Origin of the sequence: Nocardia aobensis NBRC 100429, assembly GCF_000308375.1 — a bacterium.
GTDB classification, from domain to species: Bacteria; Actinomycetota; Actinomycetes; order Mycobacteriales; family Mycobacteriaceae; genus Nocardia; species Nocardia aobensis.
Genome location: NZ_BAFQ01000276.1, coordinates 1 through 24,948, shown reverse-complemented (window position 1 = coordinate 24,948; position 24,948 = coordinate 1). Strand labels below are relative to the sequence as shown.

Genomic DNA, 24,948 nt, shown 5'->3' with positions numbered 1-24,948 from the left:
GATCGCCGCTTACGGCGCGTCCAAGGCGGCCCTCATCCGGCTCACCGAGGAACTGGCCTGGCAGCTGGGTCCGTCGATCCGGGTCAACGCCGTCGCGCCGGGCGTGGTCAAGACGAAATTCGCCGACGCGCTGGTCACCGACAACGAGGAGGCTGTGGCCGCGACCTATCCGCTGCGGCGCCTGGGCACGCCCGAGGATGTGGCCGCGCTGGTCGGGTTCCTGGTCTCCGATCAGGCCGCGTGGATCACCGGCGAGGTGGTGCGGGTCGACGGCGGCCTGCTCGCGACCGGCGGTATCTGAGCCGGGCGGCCGCACACCACGTCAGCGGAAAGCGAGGGCGCCGAGGATGTCGTCGTGCCGGTACTTCAGGTACTTCTTCACGGTGTTCTCGTCCACCGAGCTGGTGGCGGTGGCGAAGGTGATGACGAGGAACTGCTTTTCGGCGTCGTCCTTCCATTTGCCGGTCGCGAAGTTCGAGATGTAGGTGCCGGGCCGCAGTTTCAGGTCGTCGTCGGTGTACGCGTCCGGCGCGGCCGCGGCCTTCTCACTGCTCGACATGCCGACGATGAACTGGGTCAGCATCAGCGAACCACCCTCGGCCTTGTACACCATCTCCGCCGCGTACTGACAGCCCAGCGAGGTGAGTTTGCCGCCGACCTCGATATCGGCGCAGCTGGGATGATCGCGCCCCTCGACCCAGTCGGCGTGCAGTTCCACATCGCCGGCCTTGAAGTTCCAGTCGTGCCCGTATTCCTGATAGCTCAGCCGGCCGGAGGTCCCGGGACTCGCACTGGTGGTGGGTGCGGCGGTGGTGGTCCGGGCGTCGGTGGTGGCGGGAACGAGCGCGGGAGTGCTGGTTCCGGCGGCCTGGTTGTCGCTGCCGGAGTCGCGCGTCGCGACCACGACGATGCCGCCCGCGATCACCAGCAGCGCGATGACGCCGAAGACGATGCCGACGATGAGCCCGGTGTTGTTCTTCGGCGGAGGCGGTGTCGGGTAGCCGCCGGGAGCGGGTTGCCCCCAGTTCGAGGCGGGCATCTGCTGACCCCATCCCGGTGTCTCCCACCCGCTGGGCGCCGCGTCCCAGCCGGAGCCGGGCTGGTTCGGGTCGCGCCCCCACCCCGCGTCGTGGGGTTGTTGCGGGCCGTAACCGTACGGCCCGGGTCCGGGGGGATACGTCATCTGCTGCCACCTTCCGCGTCCCGGGGCAGCGCCCTCCGCGGTCGTGGTCTCCCCCCGGGCATCGTGGGTCGACCCTACCGGACCCGACACACCCGCCGTGATGCGACGGGCGGGCACACCGCGGCCGGTCGATCTGCTGCAATGGCGGCATGAGTGCCGATCTCATCGTCTGCGGGCTCGGCCCGGCGGGGCGGGCGCTGGCGCATCGCGCGGCCGTCCACGGACTCGCCGTGACCGCGATCGATCCGCATCCGTGGCGCCGCTGGCCCGCGACCTACGCCACCTGGGCCGACGAATTGCCGGACTGGTTACCGGCCCGGGTCGTGGCCGCGACGGTCGAGCGACCGCTCGCCCGCGGTACGCGCGAGGTCGACATCGCCCGCGCCTACCAGGTTTTCGGCACCGCCGCGCTGCAGGACGCTCTGGACCTGTCCGGGGCTCGGGTGATCGCCGACCGGGTGCTGGATATCGACCGAGGCGAGCGGGTGCGGCTGGCCTCGGGCCGGATCCTGACCGCGCGCCGTGTGGTCGACGCGCGCGGACTGGCGCGCGACGCCCGGCGAGCCGAGCAGACCGCGTACGGCATTGTGCTGCACCGTGATCGCGAACCGGCCGTCTTCATGGACTGGTCCCGCGACAACGGTGCCGGCGCCGCCGAACCGGCGTCGTTCCTTTACACGATCCCGCTGGGCGGGGACCGAGTGCTGTTCGAGGAGACCTGCCTGGCCGGGCGGCCGGCGATCGGCCTCGACGATTTGCGACGCCGGCTGGAACACCGATTGCGCTGCCGGGGAATCGAATTCGGTGCGGACGCCCCGGTCGAACGGGTGCGCTTCCCGGTCGAGGGCGGCCGGGCCCGCGACGGCGTCTTCGGGGCGGCGGGCGGACTGCTGCATCCGGCGACCGGTTACAGCGTCGGCGCCGCACTCGCCGCGGCCGACGCCGTCGCCACCGGTCGCAGTCTCTGGCCGGTCTCGGCACGGCTGGTGTTCGCCCTGCGCAGGGCCGGACTGCGGGCGCTGCTGGCGCTGCCGCCACACGAACTTCCGGCGTTCTTCGACGCTTTCTTCGCCCTGCCACCGGACCTGCAGCGGGCCTACCTGTCCGGGCGCACCGATCCGCGCGGCACCGCCGCCGCGATGACCGCGCTGTTTCGCGAGTTGCCGTGGCCGCTGCGCCGGGTCCTGGTCGCGGCGGCGACCGGTGTGCGCGCCGGTCAGCCGTGATCGAAGACCAGTGCGGTGGTGTTGTCGGTGGCACCGGCTGTGATCGCCGCTTCGACCAGGGCGTCCGCGGCGCTCGACGGGGAGTCGGCGTCGGCGAGGATCTGCTTGATCTCGGTCATCGCCAGGGTCTTGTGCACCCCGTCCGTGCTGAGCAGCCAGCGGCCGTTGCCCGTGCCGGTGATGCCGTGGCCCACCGCGTCCGGCCGCACGGTGCGCGCCGAGGTCGTGACCATGTGGTGCATCCGGGGCGCGACGGTGACGCCGCGGGCGTTCATCATCTCGGCGACGGTGTGGTCGCTGGTGATCTGATGCAGCACTCGCCCGTTCCAGTGGTAGGCCCGGCAGTCGCCGACCCAGGCGATATCACAGGGTCCGTCGATGCGGTCCGGTGTCGGGCACACGGCCACGACCACCACGCTGTCGGCGGAGGGTTCGGGGAATTCGCGCAGCAATTGTTGTTGTGCGGCAAGGATTCCGGCGGCCGCGCTGCCACCGACGGCCACCCGCGCCGCGACCTGCGCCACGCTGCGCGCCGCCCGCGCGGCCAGCAGATGATCGCCGATGCCGTCGGCGACGGCGAAGGCGCTGCGCCCGACCGCGGAGTCGATATAGCCCGACACCGCGTCGGCATTGAGCGAACGGCCGCCGCGCCGGCTGACCGAATGCGCTGTGATTCCCGTGAGCCGCATCAACTCACGCCGTGTGATTGCCGTCGTCACCGCTGTGTGCACGGCCGACCTCCTCGACTGCCCCTGCCGACTGCGGTTCCGTTCGTTCTCGCCGGCGATCGCCCGGACAGCGACCGGCGCCGAAACTGCCCTGAACAGAACTCGCCTGCTCAGACTATGTCAGCCGGGACCGTGCTCAACCTGTGAATACGGGCACGAGTTCATCACAGGCCGCCGTCCGGCGCCACATCGTGGTGGCAATCCTCCACCTTCAGCGCCCGAAATGCCTGAAAAGCCCGGCTCCGCTCGCCCGGGCGAGTGTGTCCGTGACCGGCGTGATGCCGGCGCTTCGCCCCGCCGTGACCTGCGCCGGGCGCAGGGTCGCGGTCATCTCCGCTCGGGCGGCCCGGCCACCGTGGCGGTGAGCGCGCGTATCTCGCTCACCAGCTGATCCAGCGGGGTGCCGGTGGGAAACACCGCCGCCGCGCCCGCCTCGAGGAGTTTCGGCACATCGGCCTGCGGAATGGTGCCGCCGACCACGACCGCGATATCGGCGGCGTCGGCGGCGCGCAGTCCCTCCACCACTTTGGTGGTGAGCCCGAGATGCGCGCCGGAGAGAATGCTCAGCCCCACGACCGCGACATCCTCGGCCACCGCGATCGACACGATCTCCTCGACGCGGCGGCGGATGCCGGTGTAGACGACCTCGAAACCGGCGTCGCGCAGCGCGCGCGCGACGATCTTCGCGCCACGGTCGTGGCCGTCGAGCCCGGGTTTGGCGACGAGTACGCGCGCGGGCATCAGAACACCACCGGCTGCCGGAATTCGCCCCACACCGATTTCAGCGCGGAGGTCATCTCCCCCACCGTGCAATAGGCGTTGGCGCAGTCGATGAGCCGGTGCATCAGATTCTCGTCTCCCTCGGCGGCGCGTGACAGCGCCGACAGCGTGGCGGCGACCGCGCCGGAATCCCGGTCCGCCTTGACCTTGGCCAGTCGCTTCAATTGCAGATCCCTTCCGGCGGCATCCAATTCGTAGGTGCCGATCTCGGGCGCGGGTTCGTCGGAGGTGAATCTGTTGACCCCGACGATCGGGCGCGCACCGGATTCGATGTCCTGGTGGGCGCGGTAGGCCTCGTCGGCGATCAGGCCCTGCAGATAGCCGTCCTCGATGCAGCGGACCATGCCGCCGTGCGCGTCGAGATCCGCCATGATCTCGACGATCCGCTCCTCGGTCGCATCGGTGAGCGCCTCCACGAAATAGGAGCCGCCCAGCGGATCGGCCACCCGCGTGATGCCGGTTTCGTAGGCCAGGATCTGCTGGGTGCGCAGCGCCAGTGTCGCCGATTCCTCGCTGGGCAGGGCGAACGGTTCGTCCCACGCGGCGGTGAACATCGATTGCACCCCGCCCAGGACCGAGGCCATCGCCTCGTAGGCCACGCGCACCAGATTGTTCTGCGCCTGTGGTGCGTACAGCGAGGCGCCGCCGGAGACGCAGCCGAACCGGAACATCGACGCGCGGTCGGTCGTGGCGCCGTAGCGTTCCCGCACCAGCGTGGCCCAGCGACGCCGTCCGGCACGGTATTTCGCGATCTCCTCGAAGAAGTCGCCGTGGGTGTAGAAGAAGAACGAGATCTGCGGCGCGAAGTCGTCGATACTCATGCGGCCGCGCTCGACCACGGTGTCACAGTAGGCGACTCCGTCGGCGAGGGTGAACGCCATCTCCTGCACCGCGGTCGCGCCCGCATCGCGAAAGTGCGCGCCCGCCACCGAGATCGCGTTGAACCGCGGCACCTCGGCGGCACAGAATTCGATCGTGTCGGCGATCAGCCGCAATGAGGGCTGGGCCGGCCAGATCCAGGTGCCCCGCGACGCGTATTCCTTGAGGATGTCGTTCTGAATGGTGCCGGTCAGTGTCGCGCGCGCGACGCCCTTGCGCTCGGCGGCGGCCACGTAGAACGCCAGCAGGATCGCGGCGGTGCCGTTGATGGTGAAGCTGGTGCTGATCTTGTCCAGCGGAATCGAGTCGAACAGGACCTCGGCGTCGGCGAGGGTGTCCACGGCCACGCCCACCCGGCCGACCTCCTCGCTCACCTCGGGATCGTCGGAGTCGTAACCGCATTGGGTCGGCAGATCCAGGGCCACCGACAGGCCGGTGCCGCCCTGATCGAGCAGATAGCGGTAGCGGCGGTTGGATTCCTCGGCGGTGCCGAAACCGGAGTACTGCCGGAAGGTCCACAGTCGCCCGCGGTAGCCGGTGCCGAAATTGCCGCGGGTGAAGGGATATTCGCCCGGCGCAGGTGGTTCGGCGACGCGCTCGCCCGGGCCGTAGACCGGGGCGAGCGGGATGCCGGAAGAGGTCTGGACGTCGTCGTTCATCCTTGAATACGTTACTTGCAAAAAAAGAGAATGCCAATACCATCAGAGGCGAACGACTGACTCCGAGGAGCGTCATGCCCGCATATCCGTTGGCCGGCCGCACCATGGCCGTCTCCGGCGCAAGCCGCGAGATCGGCCTCGCCATCGCAATCGCCGCGGCCGCCCGGGGCGCGAATATCGCGCTGCCGGGCTACGGCGGCGGCAGGCGGCCGATCCCGGACCTGTTCCTCGACTGACCGCGCGTCTCCGCGAATCCACTGCCGCACAACTCAACTCGTGTCCCGGAGGTACTGATGCAGCCGCCCGTCGATATCGCGGTCGTCCAGATACTGGACTACTTCGGCACCTGCCCGCGCTGCGGCTACGCCGCGGAGGCGGTCCGCACCGTCCGCACCTTCGCCGATCATCGCCGCGAAGTCGAGATCACCGCCAGCTGCGGTCTGCCCTGCGGCTGGTACGGCGCGGCGCCGCTGACCACCATGACCGGTGCGCACGCGGGGGTGCGGGCGTGACCGGCACGATCGAACCCACCGCCGTCACCGACCTCACCCACATCGGACACTGGATCGACGGCGGTCACCGGCCCGGCGTCGCCGCGCGCACCGCCCCGGTGACCGATCCCGCGACCGGCCGGGTCACGGGAACCGTTGCCATGGCCGGACGCGACGAGGTCCGTGCCGCCGTCGAGTCGGCGGCGGCCGCCTTCCCCGACTGGCGCGACACATCTCTTACGCGGCGCACCTCGATCATGTTCCGCTTCCGTGAACAGCTCAACGCCCGCAAATCCGAACTGGCCGGACTGATCACCGCCGAACACGGCAAGGTGTTCTCCGACGCCCTCGGCGAGGTCTCCCGCGGCCAGGAGGTGGTCGAATTCGCTTGCGGCATACCGCATCTTGTTGAGGGCGGTTTCACTCAGAACGTCTCGACCGGCGTGGACGCGTACTCGGTGCGAGCGCCGTTGGGCCCGGTCGCGATCATCTCGCCGTTCAACTTCCCGGCCATGGTGCCGATGTGGTTCTTCCCGCTGGCCGTCGCCACCGGCAACACCGTCGTGCTCAAACCCAGCGAGAAGGATCCGTCGGCGGCACTGTGGCTGGCGGAACTGTGGAAGGAGGCCGGACTGCCGCCCGGCGTCTTCAACGTCGTGCAGGGTGACAAGGAGGCCGTGGACGCGCTGTTGCTCGATCCGGCGATCAAGGCGGTCTCCTTCGTGGGTTCCACTCCGATCGCCGAGTACGTCTACGCCACCGCCACCGCGACCGGTAAACGGGTACAGGCCCTCGGCGGTGCCAAGAACCACGCCGTGATCCTTCCCGACGCCGATCTGGACCTGGCCGCCGACGCGCTGGTCAATGCCGGATACGGTTCGGCCGGGGAACGCTGCATGGCCATCTCGGTGGCCGTCGCGGTCGGGGATATCGCCGACGACCTGGTGGCCCGGGTGGCCGAGCGGACCCGCGGTCTGCGCCTCGGTGACGGGCACGGCGAGGCCGACATGGGCCCGCTGGTCACCCGCGCGCACCGCGACAAGGTCGCCGCCGCCATCGACACCGCGGAGGCCGAAGGCGCCTACGTCGTCGTCGACGGTCGCGGCGCGATCGGCACCGCCGACGCCGATATCGATGTGTCCCAAGGCTTCTGGCTCGGGCCGACGCTGCTCGACCACGTGACCCCGGAGATGGCCGCCTATCGCGAGGAGATCTTCGGCCCGGTCCTCTCGGTGGTGCGGGTCGACGGATACGAGCAGGCCCTCGACCTGATCAACGGCAATCCCTACGGCAACGGCACCGCGATCTTCACCAACGACGGCGGCGCGGCCCGGCGGTTCCAGTACGAGGTCGAGGTCGGGATGGTCGGCATCAACGTGCCCATTCCGGTTCCCATGGCCTACTACAGTTTCGGCGGCTGGAAGAACTCGCTGTTCGGTGACACCCACGCGCACGGCGTGCAGGGCGTCCACTTCTTCACTCGCACCAAGGCCGTGACCAGCCGCTGGCTGGATCCGAGCCACGGCGGACTGAATCTGGGCTTCCCGCGCAACGACTGACGGCCGGCGCAGCCCGGGCCGGGTCACCGTAACGCGCGGGCGGGCATATCGGTCACACTGAGCAGATGCCACGAACCCGGATCCCCGCCGCACCGGCCGCCGCCCGCGCCGACAGCGCACGACGGTCGGAGATCCTGCGCGCGGCCGCGGACCTGTTCGCTTCGGCGGGATACGCCGGGACGAACGTGAAGGATGTCGCCGACGCCTGCGGCATCCTGCCCGGCAGCCTGTACCACCACTTCGATTCGAAGGAAGCGATCGCGGTCGAACTGCTCGAGCGCTATCACGCCGCGCTGGATGCCGTGGCCCGGTCCGCACCGCCGCCCTCGGCGATCAGGAGCGCCGGCGATGCCTTCGATGTCGTGAACGGGTACGCCACCGCCCTCGCCGCCTGCGCCCTGGAACACCGTGCGGCACTGCAATTGTCGATCTACGAACCACATACCGGTGCCGGGACCGCGCTGATCGCCCTGGCCGCCGATCCGCCGGCCGCGCCGATCGCGGCGATGCGCGCCCTGCTCGACGCCGGCGCCGCGCACGGATACCTCGCCGCCACCGTGGACCGCTCGGTGCTGGCCGAACAGTTGTGCCAGACCATGCTGCACATCGGCCTGTCGGTCCTGCATCGCGAGAATTCCGCCGATCGCGTCGCGACCGTGGTGTGCCGGCTGCTGCTCGACGGCCTCCCCGCCGGGCCGGCCTCCCCCGCCGCCCTCGATCGCTCGGCGGCCCTGCGCGCCGCGCACGACAGCATCGCCACCTGGGCGGCGCCCGACGACACCGGCGACGACGACCGCACCGCCCGGCTGCGCGCGGTGGCGCGGATGGAATTCGCCCGCCGCGGTTACGAGGCGACCACCATGCGCGATATCGCCACCGCCGCCGGAATGGGCGCGGGCAGTGTGTACCGGGCCGTGGAATCGAAACAGGCGCTGCTGGATTCGATCATGGGGTCGTTCCACGACGAGATCTCGCGCGCCTACGCCGCCGTCGTCACCACCGACAGCTCCGCCGTCGCCAAGCTCGACGCGCTCACCTGGATCAATCTCAACGCGCTGCAGCGTTTCGACCTCGAGTTCGCGATCCAGCGCGCCTGGTTCCGCTCCACTCCCCCCGACACCAGCGAGGTGATCGAGGTGCTGCGCCGGCGTGCCCGGCAGATCGCGAGCGTTGTCGATCAGGGCCGCGCCGATGGCGAGATCACGCTCGAGGGGATGACCAAGAGCCGATTGTCGGCCTGTGTCCGCGACCTGATCTGGATGCCGCCACCGGTGGTCGCGCGCGTGGGAATCCATGCCGCACACGCGCATTCGCGCGCGACATTGCTGTGCGGCGCCACGCGCACCGCCCCCGCCGCCTGACCGCCGGACACCGGCCCTTGTGCGCCGGCCGGGTTTCGACGTACAGTTTCGGAACAAATATTTGGTTCGCGAGTTCGCCCACGAGTTCGCCCGGGCGAATGCGCACCGGTCCGTTCGCACCGCTTTCCGGGCACTCTCCCCGGCCGCCGGACCGACGGCAGCCCGCGAACGCGCCGACTTCCCGCAACGGAGCCCGCATGACCGACCATCCCGAGCCGATCCGTTCCACCACGCCGAGATCGAACCTCTCAGCGCCCCGGCATCTTCCGCGGGAGGGCCGATGATCACCCTCCCCGACGGCAGCACCAGTGCGCTGATCGACGCCAGTGTGCACATCTTCTTCCAGGGCAATGCCGAACTGCGCACCTGGTTGCGCGAACCGTACAGCGCCCGCGGCTACCCGGATGTCGAGATGGACTGGTACGGCGCGCCGGGCGGTGAATACGCGCCGGGCACCGTCCTGTCCGACGGCGGATGTCCCGGCTCCGAGCCCGACGCCGTCGGGCGGGTGCTGTTCGGCGAGCGCGGCGCAGATATCGCGATCCTGCATCCGATGACTCGCGGCATCATGCCCGACCGCCACCTGGGGACGGCGATCGCGAGTGCGCACAACGAGATGATGATCTCGCGCTGGCTGGACTCCGGCGCCTACGCCGACCGCTACCGCGGCACGCTACGGGTGAATCCGGAAGACATCTCCGGGGCGGTCCGTGAGATCGAACGCTGGGGTTCCCATCCGCGGGTAGTGCAGGTCGGCATTCCGCTGCAGTCCCGCGAACTGTACGGAAAGCCGCAGTTCTGGCCCCTGTGGGAGGCCGCGGCGGCCGCGCGTCTACCCGTCGCCGTGCACATCGAATCCGGTTCCGGCGTGGCCTATCCGCCCACCCCGTCCGGACATCCGCGCACCTACGAGCAGTACCTCGGCTTCATGGCGCTGAACTACCTCTACCACCAGATGAACATGATCGCCGAGGGAGTTTTCGAACGCTTCACCGATCTGCGCTTCGTATGGGCCGACGGCGCCGCCGACCTGCTCACCCCGATGATGTGGCGGATGGACACCTTCGGCCGTCCGCACCTCGAGCAGACGCCGTGGGCGCCGCGCATGCCCAGCGACTACCTCCCCGGTTCGATCTACTTCGTCCAAGGCCGGCTCGACGGTCCCGGCGATGTCGACTTCGCCGGGGACTGGCTGGAATTCACCGGTAAGGACGACATGGTGATGTTCGGTTCCAGCTATCCGCACTGGCAACTCGACGATCCGGCGCGGCTGCCGTCCGCGCTGACTGCCGCCCAGCGCGAGAAGGTGCTGTGGCGCAATGCCGCCGGACTGTACGGCATCGACATTCCCGTCGCGGCGACGACGCGGTAATCGGCAACGGAATCGAAAGGGATACCCATGACGCAGGCGAATACCGAAGTACGCGAGCGGGTTCCGAGCTCGGATCGGGTCGCGGTGCGGGTGGTCGACTCCGATGTCCACCCGGTGCCCCGGCCGGGACGGCTCGCGGAACTGTACCCCGAACCGTTCCGCAGCAAGTATTTTCTCAATCGCCAGGTCGGCAGCACCATCTTCTACGACGCCCCCGACTTCGCCTACGCCTACGCGATGCGCGTGGACGCGTTCACACCCGACGGCGGTTTCCCGGGCAGCGATCCCGACACCCTGTTCCGGCAGCTCATCATGGGCGCCGGTTCCGATATCGCCATCCTCGAGCCGGGACTGCATCAGGCCCGGCTGCCCGAGGCGACCTCGGCGGCCGCGGCGGCGGTCAACACCTGGCTGGACCAGGATTGGCTCGACGGCCACAACAACTGGCACCAGCGCTACCGCGGTTCCATCAGCGCGGCGGCCGAGGATCCGGCCGGCGCCGTCCGCGAAATCGAGAAGTGGGCCGGACATCCCTACATGGCACAGATCCTCATCCGCGCGGAACCGCGGCCGGCGTGGGGCGATCCGATGTACGACCCGGTGTGGGCGGCCGCGGTGAAGCACGACCTGCCGGTGGCCTGCCACCTCTCCCGCGGGAACTTCGAGATGCTGCCGATGCCGCCGGTCGGATATCCCAGCTACAACCACGATTTCATGGTCACCTACTCGTTGCTGGCGATGAATCAGGTGATGAGCCTGATCTTCGACGGCGTCTTCGACCGCTTCCCCGCGCTGCGGGTCATCCTGGTCGAGCACGCGTTCACCTGGATCCTGCCGCTGATGTGGCGGATGGACGCGATCTACGAGACACGTAAACCGTGGGTCGAGATCAAGCGCAAGCCTTCGGAGTACGTGAAGGAACACATCAAGTTCACCACTCAGCCGCTGGACTATCCCGACGACAAGACGGAATTGACCCGGGCGCTGGAGTGGATGGAGGCGGAGAAGATCCTGCTGTTCTCCTCGGATTATCCGCACTGGACCTTCGACGATCCGCGCTGGCTGGTCAAACACCTGCCCGAGCACACCCGCGAGGCGGTGATGTTCGGCAACGGGCTGAAGACCTACGCCACTGTGCCCGATACCGTGCCGGTACTGCCCGGGCAAGTGCGGGTGTTCTGAGATGAGCGACGATCTCGCCGCCACACCGCGGCTACCGCAGGGACGTGAGCACGCCGTCGCCACCGTCGACGAAATACCGCCCGGCACACACAAACTCGTACCGATCGGCCGCCACGGCGTCGGCGTCTACAACGTCGACGGCACCTTCTACGCCATCGCCAACTACTGTCCGCACGAGGGCGGGCCGCTGTGTGCGGGCCGCACCCGGGGACTGACCGCGGTCGACGAATCGGTGCCCGGCGACGCGGTCAGTGTGCGCGGCGGCGAATACATCTACTGCCCGTGGCACCAGTGGGGATTCGAACTCGCCACCGGCACCACCGCGGTGAAACCGGAATGGAGTATCCGCACCTATCCCGTGCGGGTGGTCGGCAACGACGTTCTGGTCACCGCTTGATCCGATACAGACGAGGAGGTCTGTCCATGCCGATCGCCGAAATCCGCGGTGGTGAGGTCTATTACGAAATTCTGGGCGAATCCGGTCCGCTGATCGTGCTCACTCCCGGTGGCCGGTTCAGCATCGAAATTCCGGGGTTGCGGCCGCTGGCCGAGGCCCTGGTCGCCGGTGGCCACCGCGTCCTGCTGTGGGACCGGCCCAATTGCGGGCGCAGCGAGGTCGCGTTCTGGGGTCCCACCGAATCGCATATGCGTGCCGAGGTGCTGCACGATCTGCTCGTACATCTGGACACTGGCCCGGTGATCATCGCCGGCGGTTCCGGCGGTGCGCGCGATTCGATTCTCACGGCGATGTTGTATCCGGAGATCGCGACGAAGCTGATCGTGTGGAATATCGTCGGCGGCAACTACGGCTTGATCGCGCTCGGTTCGCATTACATCATTCCCAACATCACCGCGGCGAAGATCAAGGGCATCGAGGGTCTGATCGAACTGCCGGAATGGCAGGAGCGGATTCAGGACAATCCGAAGAACAAGGACCGGCTGCTGGCGCTGGACGCGGAGGAATTCCAGGCGCAGATGTTGCGCTGGCTCGACGCCTATGTTCCGAAACCGGGTCAGACGATTCCCGGTGTGACCGATTACGAGTTCTCGAAGCTGAAGATTCCGACGCTGATCATCCGGGGAGGTGAGCACGATATCGACCATCCCAAGCGGACATCGATGGAAGTGCACTGCCTGATCGAGGGTTCGATCCTGATCGATCCGCCGTGGCCCGAGGACGCCTGGCAGCAGGGTCAGAAGGCGCGCGCGCGGGGAGAGGGCAACATCTTCGACACCTGGGTGCTGGCCGCGCCGGCGATCCTGGACTTCGCGCGGCAGTAACGGTGAAAGTCGGCGAATCACGGTGTGCCGGTGACGATGACCACCTCCGAGTTGGTCGCCGCCTCGAGCGCGGTCTGGATCCGGCTCTCCGGGATGCGCTCCAGATCGGTGCGTGCCAGGCGGACGGTGAGGGTGTCGAAGCCGGCCGCGTCGCAGCTGCGATCGATCTCTCCGGTGATGCCGAATCCGGCCAGGACACCGTGGGCGTCGTCGTCGGTTCCCCGGCTGACGAAGGTGACCGCCCCGGGCCGGACGGCGGGGCCGAAGATATCGGCACACATTCCCACCGCGTGTTCGCGCGAGGCGGCCGCGTCGTCACCGTCGATCAGCACCTGGATTTCGCGGCGGCGCGCAGGAAGCCGATCGATATCGGGCGCGGTCACCGATATTCCGGATTTCGCAGCGTGAGAGATCAGCGCGGATATCTTCTTCCCGAATTCCGCGTGCGGCAGTTCCCCGGCGGGATCCACATCGACACGAATTACTGCGGTACGCATGCCGCCGATTGTAGGCACAGCCATTTCCGCGCCGGCGCTTTTCGGCGGCGGACGATATTCCGAAGGACGGATCGATGGATGCGATCGCGAATTCGATAGTCGGCGCACCGCCGGGAACCACGCCGCGAATCACCGGCGGCGGCGCGGGCACCGAGTCGGCGGCGGCCTACCGGGCGAGCGGCGGGTACGCGCCGATCGAGGATCCGGCGCGGCTGCTCGCCCGGATCGTCGAGTCGGGCCTGCGCGGGCGCGGCGGCGCGGGCTTTCCGCTGGGCACGAAACTGCTCTCCATACAACGGCATTGCGGTGCCGGGGTGCGTCCGGTGGTCGTCGCCAATGGTGAGGAAGGTGAACCGGCCTCGGGCAAGGATCGCTGGTTGCTGCGCCGGCGCCCGCATCTGGTGCTGGACGGATTGCGCGCCGCCGCAACGATTCTCGGCGCCGACCGCACCGTGGTGTATGTCTCCGACGACCGGGCCGCCGATTCCGTCGCCGCCGCGATGGCCGAGCTCGGCCCTGCCGAACTGCCGGTGCCGACGGAGATCGTCACCGTCGCCGCCGGATACGTGGCCGGGGAGGAAACCGCGGCCGTGCGCGCGATCGACGGCGGGCCGGCCACACCCACCGACAAGCCACCGCGTCCGTACGCGGCCGGTGTCGGCGGACGCCCCACCCTGGTGAGCAATGTGGAGACCCTCGCCCAGCTGGCCTGGATTCACCGCTTCGGCGCGGCGGCTTTCCGCACCGTGGGCACAGCGGACTCACCGGGCACTTTCCTGGCCACCGTCACCGGAGCCGGACGCGAACCGGCCATCTACGAACTGCCGCACGGCTATTCGTTCCGTGCGTTACTCGAGTTGCACGGCGTCGCCGCGGAACGGGTGCACGGCGCGCTGCTGGGCGGCTATTTCAACGGCCTCACCAACAGCCGCATTCTCGACGCCCGGCTCGATCACGAGACGTTGCGGGCGATGGGGACGGGACTGGGCTGCGGGGCGGTCGCGTTGCTCACGCCCGACGACTGCCCGGTAGCGGTGGCGGCGTCGGTGCTCGAATATTTCGACCGGGAGAACGCCGGCCAGTGCGGCTCGTGTTTCAACGGCACCGCGGCGATGAGCGCGGTCGCCTCCGCGCTGCGCGACGGCGGCGCCGAGGCCGCCGATCTGGACCGGCTGCGTCGTTGGTCGACCGTCCTGCGCGGGCGCGGCGCCTGCGGAACTCTCGATGCCGCGACGAACGCGGCCCGGACCCTGCTCGACGAATTCCCGGAGGCGGTGGCGCGCCACCTCGTCGGCGGCTGCGCGATCTGTTCGACCACACCGTTCGCCGCCGTCCGGCCCTTCGATGTGGAAGTGGTGACCTCACTGTGAAGATTCGACTCGATCGCACCGTCTGCGACGGTTTCGGCACCTGCGCCAAACACGCGCCGAAGTACTTCTCCCTCGACGACTGGGGGTACGCGTCCCTGGAGGGTGACGGCGCCGTCCCGCCCGCAGATCGCGACGGCGTGCACCGGGCACTGCTGGACTGCCCGGTGCACGCCATCACCGAAATCGACAGCGCGACCGAATAATTCGCGCCGTCAGCGCCAGGGCAGGCAGCCCGCGCTACGCAGCCGCGAGGCCAGTCCCGCGTCGATACCCACCGGACCGCCGAACCCGCCGGCGCTCAGTGTGGGAACCAGCTGCGCGCCGAGCCCGGCGCCGATCGAGCATCCGAGCAGATTGATGTCGACGGTGACGATCTCCTTGGGCGGGTTGAACCCCGGGTCGTCGTCGGCCGCCGCGGCGCCGGCTCCCGCCAGCGCGGCGACGGTCAGTGCCGCGGTGGCGATCCCGGTGGTGATGATGCGCACGTATCCTCCTTCTGCGCCGGTATGGCGCAGGTCATTCCGATGGCAGACAGCAATGACGGCCCCGCCGGAACCAGGCCGACGAGGCCGAAACATAGTGTTGACCGCCGGTGAGTCCGGCAAACCACGCCCGACTGTCCGCCAGAACCGTCTCGACGTGGCACAGTTCCTAGACTCGCGCGGTGGAGCCGCGACCCGAGCCGCGGTTGAGCACCCGGTCGGCCGCTATCCAGTGTTCGTCCGAAACCCACAGCCGGGCAAAGGCTTCCACCGCTTCGTCGGGTGTGGCACCCGAGACGACCCGCTTGATCGGCTCCGAGGCCGGGTGGGCCAGCGCGGTCGCCAGCGATCGCCACTCCTGCTCGAAATCGGCGCGCGACACCACGCGATCCACCAGGCCGTACCGCTGCGCCTCGGCGGCGGTCAGGACGGTCCCCGTACCGGCCAGCAGCAGAGCACGGCTGCGCCCGACCAGCTGGGTGAGCCGTTCGGCCCCACCCCAGGCCGGCATGATCGCCAGCGCCACCTGATTGAACCCGATGGTGATGTCGTCGGCGGCGATCCGGATGTCGGCGGCCACCGCGAATTCCGCGCCGCCACCGAGGGCGTGACCGTTGAGGGCCGCGACCACCGGGGCCGGGAACGCGGCGAGCCGATCGCAGATGCCGCGCATCCGCCACGCCATCTGGGCCGCACCGTCCTCGGTGCGAATCGCGGCCAGTTGCTTGAGATCTCCACCGGAGACGAACGCGCGCTCTCCCGCGCCGCGCACGACCAGCACCCGGGCACCGGCCGCGGCATCGATCGCGGCATCGAGCTGGTCCATCGTCTCCGGCGCGATGGCGTTGCGCGCCTGCGGACGGTTGATGGTCAGTACCGCGATCCCGCCGTCCACTTCGAGGTCGACCATCCCACGTTCTCCGTTCTGGATATGTTGCTTCTCCAAATCTGAGAATATCATCTCCGTATTCGGGTCCGGACACCCGGCCTTCCCCATTTCGTCGGGCATTGGAGCTGAGCCATGCGAAAGATCCCGCAGCAGTTGGTCGATCGATACGAAGCCCGAGGCTGGTGGACGCGCGAATCCCTGGGCGAGATGCTGGCGCGCGGCCTGGCCGACGCACCGGAGGTCCCGTTCCGGGTGCATTCCCAGCTGCGCCCCTGGTCGGGCACGGTGCGCGAGGTCGAGCACATCGCCCGCCGGCTCGCCGCCGGATTGCGCCGCCGCGGTGTGGGCCCCGGCGATGTGGTCGCCTTCCAGCTACCCAACTGGATGGAGGCCGCGGCCACGTTCTGGGCCGCCTCCTTCCTCGGGGCCACCCTGGTGCCGATCGTGCATTTCTACGGCCGCAAGGAACTCGGTTACATCCTCGACGCCGTGCGCCCGAAGGTGTTCGTCACCGCGGAACGCTTCGGCGCCTTGGAGTTTCAGTCCGATCTGTGCGCGCGGGTGCAGATCGTCGGCGTGGTGGGCCGCGACTTCGACACCCTGCTCGACGACGAGCCGATGCCCGGAATAGTCACGGTGCCCCCGAACTCCCCCGCGCTGATCGCCTTCACCTCCGGCACCACCCGCGACCCGAAGGGCGTGATCCACAGCCACCGCACCCTCGGCTTCGAAACGCGCCAGCTCAGTGCGCATTACCCACCCGATCTGGGCGCCCAGCTCACCGCCGCACCGGTCGGGCATTTCATCGGCATGGTCAACGCCCTGCTCATCCCGGTGCTCGACGGGACGGAGATCAACCTGGTGGATGTGTGGGATCCCGGCCGGATCCTGGCGCTGATGTCGGATGTCGGCGCCACCGTGGCGGGCGGTGTGCCCTACTACCTGACCAGCCTGCTCGACCATCCGTCGTTCACCGACGCACATCTGCGGCAGATGAAATACGCGGGGCTGGGCGGAAGTTCGGTGCCGGCCGCGGTGACCACCCGGCTCACCGACCTCGGCATCATCGCCTACCGCGCCTACGGCAGTACCGAACATCCGTCCATCACCGGCTCCGACTGCACCGATCCGCAGGACAAACGCCTCTACACCGACGGCTGCCCGCTGCCGGGCGTGGAGATCCGGCTCTCCGACGACGGTGAGATCTTCAGTCGCGGACCGGATCTGTGCCTGGGCTACACCGATCCGGAACTGACCGCCGCCGCGTTCGACGACCAGGGCTGGTACCGCACCGGCGATGTCGGCCACCTCGACGAGGACGGCTATCTCACCATCACCGACCGCACCACCGACCTGATCATCCGCGGCGGCGAGAACATCAGCGCGGTCGAGGTCGAAGACGTTCTGCACCGCATGCCCGCCGTCGCCGAAGCGGTCGTCGTCGCCGCGCCCGACGCACGGCTCATCGAACATGCCGCCGCGGTGGTGCGGCTGCGGCCCGGCACCACCACTCCGACGCTGGCCGATGTGCAGGCGCATCTGGCCGCGGCCGGGCTGGCCAAGCAGAAGTGGCCCGAGGAACTGCACATCGTCGACGACTTTCCGCGCACGCCGAGCGGCAAGGTCCAGAAGTACCGCGTGCGCGCTGCCGTCGCGGGGCAGGCCGTTGCCACGCGCAAAAACTGAGAATATGATTCTCATAACGAACAAAGGAGACTCTTATGACGAAGATCGAGCTGCCGTATCAGCTCTTCGACGCCGATAACCACCTGTACGAAACCAAAGAGGCCCTCACCCGGTACCTGCCGAAGGAGTTCGAGGGCGCCATCCAGTACGTGGAACTGGGCGGCCGCACCAAGATCGCGGTTCTCGGCCAGATCAGCGAGTACATCCCCAACCCCACCTTCGAGGTGGTCGCGCGGCCCGGCGCGATGGAGGAGTACTTCAAGAACGGCAATCCCGAGGGTAAGAGCCGCCGGGAGATCTTCGGTAAGCCGATGCGTTCGATTCCCGCGTTCCACGAGCCGGGCCCGCGCCTCGAACTCATGAACGAACTCCAGCTCGACCGCACGCTGATGTTCCCGACGCTGGCCAGCCTCATCGAGGAGCGCATGCGCCATCACCCCGATCTCATTCACGCCGTGGTGCATTCGCTCAACCAGTGGCTGCTCGAGGAATGGGGTTTCACCTACCAGGACCGCATCTTCACCGTGCCGGTGGTGAGCCTGCCGATCGTGGAGAAGGCGATCGAGGAGCTCGACTGGTGTGTCGAACACGGCGCCAAGGCGATTCTGGTGCGCCCCGCTCCGGTTCCGGGGCTGCGCGGGCCGCGCTCGTTCGCGCTGCCGGAATTCGACCCGTTCTGGAAGCGCGTGGTCGAGCACGACGTCCTCGTCACGATGCACTCCTCCGACAGCGGCTATTCGCGGTTCAACGCCGAATGGGAGGGCAGCAACCTGGAAATGCTGCCGTTCAAGACCAACACCTTCCGGATGACCACCGAATGGCGGCCGATCCAGGACGCCGTGGCCTCGTGGGTGTGCCACGGCGCGCTGTTCCGCCACCCCGAACTGAAGGTGGCCGTCATCGAGAACGGCGCCTCCTGGCTGGCCCCGCTGCTCGAGAATCTGCACGACGTGTACAAGAAGGCGCCGGAGGGTTTCGGCTTCCAGGATCCGGTCGAGGCGGTCAAGCGCAGCATCCACGTCAGCCCGTTCTGGGAAGAGGATCTGCAGGCCATCGCCGAACTGATCGGCGTGGAGAACGTGCTGTTCGCCTCGGACTACCCGCATCCGGAGGGCCTGGCCGAACCGGCCCGCTACATCAACGAGATCAAAGATATGCCGCTGGCCGACCAGGAGAAGATCATGGGCGGCAACCTGGCGAGGTTGCTGAAGGTATGAGCGGTGCGGCGCGCTGGGAGACCATCCCGCAGATGGTCGCCTCCTCCGCCGACCGCTTCGGTGACGCCGAGGCGGTCGTAGACGGCGATCTGCGGCTGAGCTACACCGACATCGTCGACCGGGTGCGCCGGGCCGCGGGCGCCTTCGCGGAGGCCGGGGTCGGCAAGGGCGACCGGGTCGCGATCTGGGCGCCGAATTCCGCCGACTGGATCGTGGCCGCCTTCGGCCTGCTCACCGCGGGCGGGGTGCTGGTCCCGGTGAACACGCGCTTCCAGGCGGCCGAGGCAGCGGATGTGATCGGCCGCAGCGGCGCCAAGCTCCTGCTGGTCCAGCAGGGCTTCCTCGGGCGCGAACTCAGCGGGCCCGCGGGTGTGCCGGTGATCGACCTCGCCTCCGAATTCCTGTCCAGCGGTTCACCTTTCGAACGCGAGGTGGCCGGGACCGATATCTCCGACATTATCTACACCTCGGGGACAACCGGCCGCCCCAAAGGCGTGATGATGAACCACCGCCAGAATCTGCGGCTCTACACCGAATGGTGTGAGCTGGCGGATCTGCGCGAGGGTGACCGCTATCTGGCGGTCAATCCGTTCTTCCACACCTTCGGCTACAAGGCCGGCGTGCTGGCGTCGTTCATCCGCGGAGCCACGATCCTGCCGGTGCCGGTGTTCGATGTGGACCGTGTCTGCGAACTCGTTGCGCGCGAACGGATCACGATGCTGCCCGGTCCGCCCACCCTCTACCACTCATTGCTGGAGGCGCGCGGACGCTACGACCTGTCGTCGCTGCGGTCCGCGGTCACCGGCGCGGCCGACATCCCGGTGGAGCTGATCCGCCGGGTGAAGACCGAACTGCCGTTCCGTTCGATCATGACCGGATACGGACTGACCGAGGCGGGTACCGCGACCGCGTCGCGCCCGGGTGACACCTTCGAGCAGATCGCGACGACCGCCGGAACTCCGTGCGACGGTGTGGAAGTCCGCATCGCCGCCGACAGTGAGGTGCTGCTGCGCGGCTACACCGTCATGCAGGGCTATCTCGACGATCCGGCGGCCACCGCGGAGGCGATCGACGCCGAGGGCTGGCTGCACACCGGCGATCTGGGCGCCCTGGACGAGGGCGGCCGGTTGCGGATCATCGGACGGAAGAAGGACATGTTCATCGTCGGCGGCTTCAACGCCTACCCCGCCGAGATCGAGGGTCTTCTGCTGCAGCATCCGGCGGTCGTGCAGGCGGCGGTGATCGGTATCCCCGACGAGCGGTTGGGCCAGGTCGGCAAGGCATTCGTCGTCACGCGCGCACCGGTGACCGAGGCCGAGCTCATCGCCTGGAGTCGCGAGAACATGGCCGGGTACAAGGCGCCGCGCGCGGTGGTGTTCCTGGACGAATTACCCCTCAACGCGACCGGAAAGGTGAGGAAAGACCAACTGCGGTAACGAATCCGGTTGCCCGCGAATACTCGCGGCCCCACAGAACGGCGGTGCCGATGACCACCAGCGCTGGTGACACAGACCTGCGATTCGCCGACCTGAGCCTGGACCACGACGGGAAGCCACGGCAGCCGCTCACGGTCGTCGACGTCGACGGACTGCGGCACTCGAGTCCCGGACACATCGCCGAGGTCGCCGCCTCGATCGCCGCCGCAGCGGCACTCACCGTCGCCGTCGCCGGCGAGACGGTTCCCGCCCGGCTGCATCCGATTCTCGATGCGGCGACCGTCACGGTGAGCGAGTCTGCGCATCGCGATCGGCGCATGGTCACCGTGACCGATCGCGCCGCCGCGATCGAGATACTCGCCGCCGCCATCGATCACACGCCCCGGGCGGCGCTGGCCTGCGGTCACCTGCTGCGTCAGACGCCCGCGCTGCCCACCCTCCCGGCGCTGGCCGCCGAAGCGGCGGTCTACTCGATGCTGCTGAGCGGCACGGAGTTCCACGCGTGGCTGGCCGCTCGCGGACCCGCCCGCATCCCGGACGACGAGCCCGGCGAGCTGGTACGGATCGAACGCTCGGGTGCCGAACTCGACATCGTGCTGAATCGTCCGCAGCGCCGCAACGCGCTCAGCGCGGCCCTGCGCGAGGAATTGCTCGCGGCCGCACAGGTGGCCGAGGCCGACCCGACCATCACCTCGGTGCACCTCGCGGGTGCGGGGCCGGCCTTCTGCAGCGGCGGAGATCTCGCCGAATTCGGTTGTGCGACAGACCCGGTGGCGGCCTATCTGGTGCGACTGGACCGGGCGCCGTGGCGAGTGCTGGACCGCCTGTCCGCCCGGTTGCGCATCCACACCCACGGCGCCTGTGTCGGCGCGGGTGCCGAGATCGCCGCGTTCGGTGGCATCGTCACCGCGGCGCCGGGCACCTGGTTCCGCTTCCCGGAGGTCGGTATGGGGCTGGTCCCGGGCGCGGGAGGCACGGTCAGTGTGCCGCGCCGGATCGGGCGCTGGCGTGCCGCCTGGGCGATGCTCACCGGCGCCACCATCGACGTCGACACCGCCCTGCGCTGGGGTCTGGTGGATCGCATCGAGCCCACCGGCGGGCCGTCGTAGCGACGGCCGCGAACACCCCTCGCCGAGGAGGTCGGAGATGAATCACCCAGCCGCACAATCCCCACCGGCCGCGCTGCCGCATCGGGTATCCGAATTCTGGCCGGCGCGCGCGGCCGACACGTCCCCGTACGAGTGCGAGGTCCGCAGGTGGGCGGCGTCGGGGGCCATGGACCTCACCGGTCCCGCGGGCGGGCCGCCCGACATCTCCCCCGCTCCCGCCTTCGCACGGCTGGGTGACGCGCTGGACCTGCTCGCGCGCACCACCGCCGCGCTGGGCCGTGCGGTCACGCTGGCTCCCGGTCCGGTACTTACCGTGCGCGCCGTCGACCACGGTTTCCGGCGCGCGGGCACGCGCTCGGCGGGCGGGTCCACCCGCCTGCTGCGCACCGTCGACGGCTGGTGCGCACTGACGCTGTCCCGCGCCGACGACATCGCCGCCGTCCCCGCGATCATCGGCGCCTACCGCACCGACGACCACTGGAAGGTAGTGGCGCAGTTCGCCGTTCAGGTCACCGCGGCCGAGCTCGCCAACCGCGCCCAGCTGCTCGGCGTTCCGGCCGCCGCCCTTCCGCCGGCCGGGGCCGCGGCCGATCCGTGCGCACCGCCGTGGCAGCTGTCCCGGCTGGCGGCGCCGACGCCCCGGCGCGAACTGACCGGCCGGCTGGTGGTGGACCTGTCCTCGATGTGGGCGGGCCCGCTGTGCGCCCACATCCTGGGCCGCGCCGGCGCGCGGGTGATCAAAGTGGAGAGTCCGCACCGGCCCGACGGTGCCCGCGCGGATCACCACTTCTTCGGCACGCTGCACGCCGGACACGAATTCCGCACGGTCGACTTCCGAACCGATTCCGGCCGGGCAGAATTGGCGGCACTGCTGGCGGCCGCCGATATCGTGATCGAGGCGTCGCGGCCGCGCGCGCTGGCGCAACTGGGGCTCGGACCCGACCGGCGCGGGCTGCGGGCCGGCCAGATCTGGGTCGGCCTCACCGGCTACGGCCGGTCCGAGCCGATGCGGGTGGCCTTCGGCGACGACGCCGCCGTCGCCGGCGGGCTCGTCGGCACCGGATACGGCATGCCGGTGTTCTGCGCGGACGCGATCGGCGACCCGTTGTCGGGAATCGCCGCGGCGCTGGCGGTCTGCGCGGCCGTGCGGGCCGGGGCGGTGTCCTGGCCGACGTCTCGATGCGCGCGGTCACGGCCGCCTTCGCCACCGCGCCACCACGCTGCCCTGGTCCGCACCGGGTCTTCACCCACGACGGGCGCTGGCAGGTCCGGTGCGCGCACACCGCGACCACTCAGGCCGTCCTGTCCCCGCGCTCCGCGCAGGCCCGCGCCGCGGCTGTATTTCCGGGTGGTGTCGCATGCTGATCCGCAATGCCGTCGTCTTCGGCAGTGCCCATACCGATATCCGCTGCGAACGCGGCACCATCATCGAATGCGGGCGTGGTCTGCGGCCCCGGGCCGGCGAGGAGGATATCGACGCACGCGGTAGGTGGCTGGTTCCGGGCCTGCATGATCACCACATCCATCTGCGCTCACTGGCCGCGCGCTCGGAGTCGATTCCGGTGGGGCCGGATCGGATTCGCGGTGCCCGCGCGCTGGCGGACCGTTTGCGCGACGCCGCGCACCGAACACCGGGTCACACCTGGCTCCGGGCCGTGGATTACCACGACGACGTCGCGGGGGCCATCGACCGGTGGGCGCTGGATCGCATGGAGGTGGGCCGGCCGGTGCGGGTGCAGCATCGTTCCGGCGCGCTGTGGATCCTCGACTCCAGCGCCTGCGCACTGCTCGATGTCGACAACTGCCCTCTGCCGGGAGTGGAGCGTGATCCGCAGGGCCGCGCCACGGGCCGGTTGTGGCGGATGGACACCTGGCTCGGCGACCGGCTCGGTGGCCTGGCGCCCGATCCGGCACCGATCTCGGCGACGGCAGCGACGCGGGGAATCACCGGATTCACCGATGCCACACCGGATCTCACCCGTCCCGAGGTCGGCACACTCGCCGCCGCCGTGCTGGACGGGCGCATCGTGCAACGCGTCTACTGCATGGCCGAGCCCGATATCGAGGATCCGCACGTCGAGCGATTCCGTCTGGGCCCCACCAAAATTCTGCTCGACGACACCGCACTACCCGACCTCGACGTTTTCGTCGTGCGGCTGCGCCGGCTGCACGGTGCGGGCCGGGCCGCGGCGGTGCACTGTGTCACGCGGGTGCAGCTGATTCTGACCATGGCCGCCTTCGACCTGGCGGGCGTGGTGCCCGGCGACCGCATCGAACACGGTGCCGTGGTTCCCGCCGAGGTGCTGACCTGGTTGCGCCGCAACGATATTCCGGTCATCACCCAGCCGCATTTCCTGATCGAGCGTGCTGCCCAGTACGCGCGCGAGGTGCCTGCCGAGGACCGGCCCGATCTGTGGCGGCTCGGTTCGCTACTCGCCGCGGGCGTCGGGGTGGCAGCCGGCACCGACGCGCCGTTCGGCGATCCGGATCCGTGGGCGGTGGTGCGCGCCGCCACCGATCGCGGGCTCGGCCGACCGGACGCCGAGGCCCTGTCCCCGGCCACCGCGCTGTCGCTGTTCTTCGGCACCGCCGCCCGGCCGCACATTCCCCGAACTCTCGCCCCGGGCCACCACGCCGACCTGACGTTGCTCCAGGTCCCGCTCGCCGAACTCGGCGATGCGCTCGACTCGCCGCCCGTAGCCGCCACGATCGTCGCCGGGCAGGTCGTCTACCTCGCGCCTTAGCGCGAGGACATCGCCGACGATGGTCCGCATCCGCAGCTCCGAGTTACTCGGACGGTTCGCCGCTGCCGCGCGCGGCGCTTCGATGCCATTGCCGCGGCCCACGGCGCCCCCTATCGACGAAAACATCATTCTCCCAAGTCGCTGGTCGCATGAGAGGAGGTGGCTGCGCCGCCGATCGACGGTTCAACCCCTTCACCGAAGTTGCCGTACCAGCACCGAATCCGGTGTATCGTCGCAGCCAAACAGGAGAGTATGATTCTCCATAACAGAGATTGTGCATCTCCTACTTCGCCCGCCGCAGCGAGGCGCCGCCGTCCGCACCAGCACGAGGAACCTCATGAATACCGACGACATGATCCTGGTCAGCATCGATGACCATGTGGTCGAGCCGGCCGACATGTTCGACCGGCACACGCCGAAGAAGTACGCCGAGTACGTGCCGCAACTGCTCACCAACGAACAGGGCATCGATCAGTGGACCTATCGCGGCCGGCCGGTCGGCGTCACCGGGCTGAACGCGGTCGTCGGCTGGCCCAAGGAGGAGTGGGACAAGAATCCCACCCGCTACGCCGAGATGCGGCCGGGCGTCTACGACATTCACGACCGGGTGCGGGATATGAACGCCAACGGGGTGTTCGCCTCGATGTGCTTCCCGACCTTCGCCGGATTCAGCGCGGGCCACCTGAGCCAGTTCAAGGACGAGATCACCGTCGCGATGATCCAGGCCTACAACAACTGGCACATCGACGAGTGGTGCGCCACCTATCCCGGCCGGTTCATCCCGAATGCCATTCTGCCGCTGTGGGATCCGCAACTG

The 24,948-nt window shown here is 69.0% G+C and carries 24 protein-coding genes and 2 pseudogenes; 19 read left to right on the top strand and 7 right to left on the bottom strand.

The features are described from left to right. Positions 1-301, top strand: a 301-nt coding sequence (locus RJ03_RS29265) for an SDR family oxidoreductase (RefSeq protein WP_036508603.1), incomplete at its 5' end; no start/stop codon positions are given. A gap of 21 nt (positions 302-322) precedes the next feature. Here RJ03_RS29265 and RJ03_RS37455 read toward each other — a convergent pair. Beyond that, the gene (locus RJ03_RS37455; protein WP_157163520.1) at positions 323-1,183 is read right to left on the bottom strand and encodes a hypothetical protein; all 861 of its coding nucleotides are present in this window, start codon (positions 1,181-1,183) and stop codon (positions 323-325) included. 149 nt (positions 1,184-1,332) lie between these two features. Between RJ03_RS37455 and RJ03_RS29255 the strand changes: the two genes are divergently transcribed. Further along, positions 1,333-2,409, top strand: a complete 1,077-nt coding sequence (locus RJ03_RS29255; RefSeq protein WP_036508601.1) for a lycopene cyclase family protein — start codon at positions 1,333-1,335, stop codon at positions 2,407-2,409. On the opposite strand, the gene RJ03_RS29250 is transcribed toward RJ03_RS29255, so the two are convergent. From RJ03_RS29250 to RJ03_RS29240, 3 genes are all read right to left on the bottom strand, one after another. After that, a complete protein-coding gene (locus RJ03_RS29250; protein ID WP_051025388.1) occupies positions 2,400-3,140 on the bottom strand; it encodes a PP2C family protein-serine/threonine phosphatase in 741 nt (246 codons plus the stop codon). The genes RJ03_RS29255 and RJ03_RS29250 overlap by 10 nt on opposite strands. A 324-nt stretch (positions 3,141-3,464) precedes the next feature. Further along, entirely contained in the window at positions 3,465-3,878 is a 414-nt protein-coding gene (locus tag RJ03_RS29245; protein ID WP_036508599.1) for a cobalamin-dependent protein, read from the bottom strand. Beyond that, entirely contained in the window at positions 3,878-5,455 is a 1,578-nt protein-coding gene (locus tag RJ03_RS29240; RefSeq protein WP_036508597.1) for a methylmalonyl-CoA mutase family protein, read from the bottom strand. The genes RJ03_RS29245 and RJ03_RS29240 overlap by 1 nt, the downstream gene beginning before the upstream one ends. A gap of 74 nt (positions 5,456-5,529) precedes the next feature. Between RJ03_RS29240 and RJ03_RS37450 the strand changes: the two are divergent. The 8 genes and pseudogenes from RJ03_RS37450 to RJ03_RS29205 form a co-directional block, all read left to right on the top strand. After that, positions 5,530-5,640: pseudogene (locus tag RJ03_RS37450) on the top strand (SDR family oxidoreductase); the annotation flags it as partial. A gap of 108 nt (positions 5,641-5,748) precedes the next feature. Further along, positions 5,749-5,967 carry a hypothetical protein gene (locus RJ03_RS37445; protein ID WP_036508595.1) on the top strand — a complete coding sequence of 73 codons (219 nt, stop codon included), beginning with the start codon at positions 5,749-5,751 and terminating at the stop codon, positions 5,965-5,967. A gap of 41 nt (positions 5,968-6,008) precedes the next feature. Then, the gene (locus RJ03_RS29230) at positions 6,009-7,505 is read left to right on the top strand and encodes a CoA-acylating methylmalonate-semialdehyde dehydrogenase (RefSeq protein ID WP_036508615.1); all 1,497 of its coding nucleotides are present in this window, start codon (positions 6,009-6,011) and stop codon (positions 7,503-7,505) included. A gap of 65 nt (positions 7,506-7,570) precedes the next feature. Then, positions 7,571-8,866 carry a TetR/AcrR family transcriptional regulator gene (locus RJ03_RS29225; RefSeq protein ID WP_036508593.1) on the top strand — a complete coding sequence of 432 codons (1,296 nt, stop codon included), beginning with the start codon at positions 7,571-7,573 and terminating at the stop codon, positions 8,864-8,866. A gap of 280 nt (positions 8,867-9,146) precedes the next feature. Continuing rightward, complete coding sequence (locus RJ03_RS29220) at positions 9,147-10,238, top strand: amidohydrolase family protein (RefSeq protein ID WP_036508613.1); 1,092 nt, start codon at positions 9,147-9,149, stop codon at positions 10,236-10,238. Positions 10,239-10,265: 27 nt separating this feature from the next. Beyond that, positions 10,266-11,420, top strand: coding sequence for an amidohydrolase family protein (locus RJ03_RS29215; protein WP_036508591.1), 1,155 nt, complete (start codon positions 10,266-10,268; stop codon positions 11,418-11,420). A gap of 1 nt (position 11,421) precedes the next feature. Then, on the top strand, positions 11,422-11,817 hold the full coding sequence (locus tag RJ03_RS29210) for a Rieske (2Fe-2S) protein (RefSeq protein ID WP_036508589.1): 396 nt from the start codon (positions 11,422-11,424) through the stop codon (positions 11,815-11,817). 26 nt (positions 11,818-11,843) lie between these two features. Further along, entirely contained in the window at positions 11,844-12,701 is an 858-nt protein-coding gene (locus tag RJ03_RS29205) for an alpha/beta fold hydrolase (RefSeq protein WP_036508586.1), read from the top strand. Positions 12,702-12,718: 17 nt separating this feature from the next. On the opposite strand, the gene RJ03_RS29200 is transcribed toward RJ03_RS29205, so the two are convergent. Then, positions 12,719-13,198, bottom strand: a complete 480-nt coding sequence (locus RJ03_RS29200; protein WP_036508584.1) for a hypothetical protein — start codon at positions 13,196-13,198, stop codon at positions 12,719-12,721. Between the two features lie 74 nt (positions 13,199-13,272). On the opposite strand from RJ03_RS29200, the gene RJ03_RS29195 reads away from it, so the two are divergent. Both RJ03_RS29195 and RJ03_RS29190 read left to right on the top strand, forming a co-directional pair. Beyond that, complete coding sequence (locus tag RJ03_RS29195; RefSeq protein ID WP_036508582.1) at positions 13,273-14,568, top strand: NADH-ubiquinone oxidoreductase-F iron-sulfur binding region domain-containing protein; 1,296 nt, start codon at positions 13,273-13,275, stop codon at positions 14,566-14,568. Then, positions 14,565-14,771, top strand: a complete 207-nt coding sequence (locus RJ03_RS29190; protein WP_036508580.1) for a ferredoxin — start codon at positions 14,565-14,567, stop codon at positions 14,769-14,771. Before RJ03_RS29195 ends, RJ03_RS29190 begins: the two co-directional genes overlap by 4 nt. Positions 14,772-14,780: 9 nt before the next feature. Here the strand turns inward: RJ03_RS29190 and RJ03_RS29185 are convergent, their stop codons facing one another. Together RJ03_RS29185 and RJ03_RS29180 are read right to left on the bottom strand one after the other, a co-directional pair. Beyond that, positions 14,781-15,053 (bottom strand): hypothetical protein, encoded by a 273-nt coding sequence (locus RJ03_RS29185; protein WP_036508578.1) that lies wholly within the window; start codon positions 15,051-15,053, stop codon positions 14,781-14,783. 166 nt (positions 15,054-15,219) lie between these two features. Beyond that, positions 15,220-15,960, bottom strand: coding sequence for an enoyl-CoA hydratase/isomerase family protein (locus tag RJ03_RS29180; protein WP_036508611.1), 741 nt, complete (start codon positions 15,958-15,960; stop codon positions 15,220-15,222). Positions 15,961-16,071: 111 nt separating this feature from the next. Between RJ03_RS29180 and RJ03_RS29175 the strand changes: the two genes are divergently transcribed. The 7 genes and pseudogenes from RJ03_RS29175 to RJ03_RS29145 all read left to right on the top strand — a co-directional run. Further along, on the top strand, positions 16,072-17,625 hold the full coding sequence (locus RJ03_RS29175) for an AMP-binding protein (RefSeq protein ID WP_036508577.1): 1,554 nt from the start codon (positions 16,072-16,074) through the stop codon (positions 17,623-17,625). Between the two features lie 35 nt (positions 17,626-17,660). Further along, positions 17,661-18,842, top strand: coding sequence for an amidohydrolase family protein (locus tag RJ03_RS29170; RefSeq protein WP_036508575.1), 1,182 nt, complete (start codon positions 17,661-17,663; stop codon positions 18,840-18,842). Continuing rightward, the gene (locus RJ03_RS29165; RefSeq protein ID WP_036508573.1) at positions 18,839-20,278 is read left to right on the top strand and encodes a FadD3 family acyl-CoA ligase; all 1,440 of its coding nucleotides are present in this window, start codon (positions 18,839-18,841) and stop codon (positions 20,276-20,278) included. Before RJ03_RS29170 ends, RJ03_RS29165 begins: the two co-directional genes overlap by 4 nt. 50 nt (positions 20,279-20,328) lie before the next feature. Continuing rightward, the gene (locus tag RJ03_RS29160; protein ID WP_051025387.1) at positions 20,329-21,387 is read left to right on the top strand and encodes an enoyl-CoA hydratase/isomerase family protein; all 1,059 of its coding nucleotides are present in this window, start codon (positions 20,329-20,331) and stop codon (positions 21,385-21,387) included. Between the two features lie 166 nt (positions 21,388-21,553). After that, on the top strand, positions 21,554-22,876 hold the full coding sequence (locus RJ03_RS38600; protein ID WP_245552416.1) for a CoA transferase: 1,323 nt from the start codon (positions 21,554-21,556) through the stop codon (positions 22,874-22,876). Beyond that, a complete protein-coding gene (locus RJ03_RS38595; protein WP_373281733.1) occupies positions 22,791-24,131 on the top strand; it encodes an amidohydrolase family protein in 1,341 nt (446 codons plus the stop codon). The genes RJ03_RS38600 and RJ03_RS38595 overlap by 86 nt, the downstream gene beginning before the upstream one ends. A 337-nt stretch (positions 24,132-24,468) precedes the next feature. Then, positions 24,469-24,948: pseudogene (locus RJ03_RS29145) on the top strand (amidohydrolase family protein); the annotation flags it as partial.

Bases quoted from the DNA above. Each gene is read 5' to 3' on its own strand.
- RJ03_RS29255 (WP_036508601.1), top strand. From the start codon at position 1,333: ATGAGTGCCGATCTCATCGTCTGCGGGCTCGGCCCGGCGGGGCGGGCG.
- RJ03_RS37455 (WP_157163520.1), bottom strand. From the start codon at position 1,183: ATGACGTATCCCCCCGGACCCGGGCCGTACGGTTACGGCCCGCAACAA.
- RJ03_RS29210 (WP_036508589.1), top strand. From the start codon at position 11,422: ATGAGCGACGATCTCGCCGCCACACCGCGGCTACCGCAGGGACGTGAG.
- RJ03_RS38600 (WP_245552416.1), top strand. From the start codon at position 21,554: ATGGACCTCACCGGTCCCGCGGGCGGGCCGCCCGACATCTCCCCCGCT.
- RJ03_RS29170 (WP_036508575.1), top strand. From the start codon at position 17,661: ATGACGAAGATCGAGCTGCCGTATCAGCTCTTCGACGCCGATAACCAC.
- RJ03_RS29175 (WP_036508577.1), top strand. From the start codon at position 16,072: ATGCGAAAGATCCCGCAGCAGTTGGTCGATCGATACGAAGCCCGAGGC.
- RJ03_RS29165 (WP_036508573.1), top strand. From the start codon at position 18,839: ATGAGCGGTGCGGCGCGCTGGGAGACCATCCCGCAGATGGTCGCCTCC.
- RJ03_RS29205 (WP_036508586.1), top strand. From the start codon at position 11,844: ATGCCGATCGCCGAAATCCGCGGTGGTGAGGTCTATTACGAAATTCTG.
- RJ03_RS29240 (WP_036508597.1), bottom strand. From the start codon at position 5,455: ATGAACGACGACGTCCAGACCTCTTCCGGCATCCCGCTCGCCCCGGTC.
- RJ03_RS29195 (WP_036508582.1), top strand. From the start codon at position 13,273: ATGGATGCGATCGCGAATTCGATAGTCGGCGCACCGCCGGGAACCACG.
- RJ03_RS29180 (WP_036508611.1), bottom strand. From the start codon at position 15,960: ATGGTCGACCTCGAAGTGGACGGCGGGATCGCGGTACTGACCATCAAC.
- RJ03_RS29160 (WP_051025387.1), top strand. From the start codon at position 20,329: ATGACCACCAGCGCTGGTGACACAGACCTGCGATTCGCCGACCTGAGC.
- RJ03_RS37445 (WP_036508595.1), top strand. From the start codon at position 5,749: ATGCAGCCGCCCGTCGATATCGCGGTCGTCCAGATACTGGACTACTTC.
- RJ03_RS29225 (WP_036508593.1), top strand. From the start codon at position 7,571: ATGCCACGAACCCGGATCCCCGCCGCACCGGCCGCCGCCCGCGCCGAC.
- RJ03_RS29220 (WP_036508613.1), top strand. From the start codon at position 9,147: ATGATCACCCTCCCCGACGGCAGCACCAGTGCGCTGATCGACGCCAGT.
- RJ03_RS29200 (WP_036508584.1), bottom strand. From the start codon at position 13,198: ATGCGTACCGCAGTAATTCGTGTCGATGTGGATCCCGCCGGGGAACTG.
- RJ03_RS29245 (WP_036508599.1), bottom strand. From the start codon at position 3,878: ATGCCCGCGCGCGTACTCGTCGCCAAACCCGGGCTCGACGGCCACGAC.
- RJ03_RS29215 (WP_036508591.1), top strand. From the start codon at position 10,266: ATGACGCAGGCGAATACCGAAGTACGCGAGCGGGTTCCGAGCTCGGAT.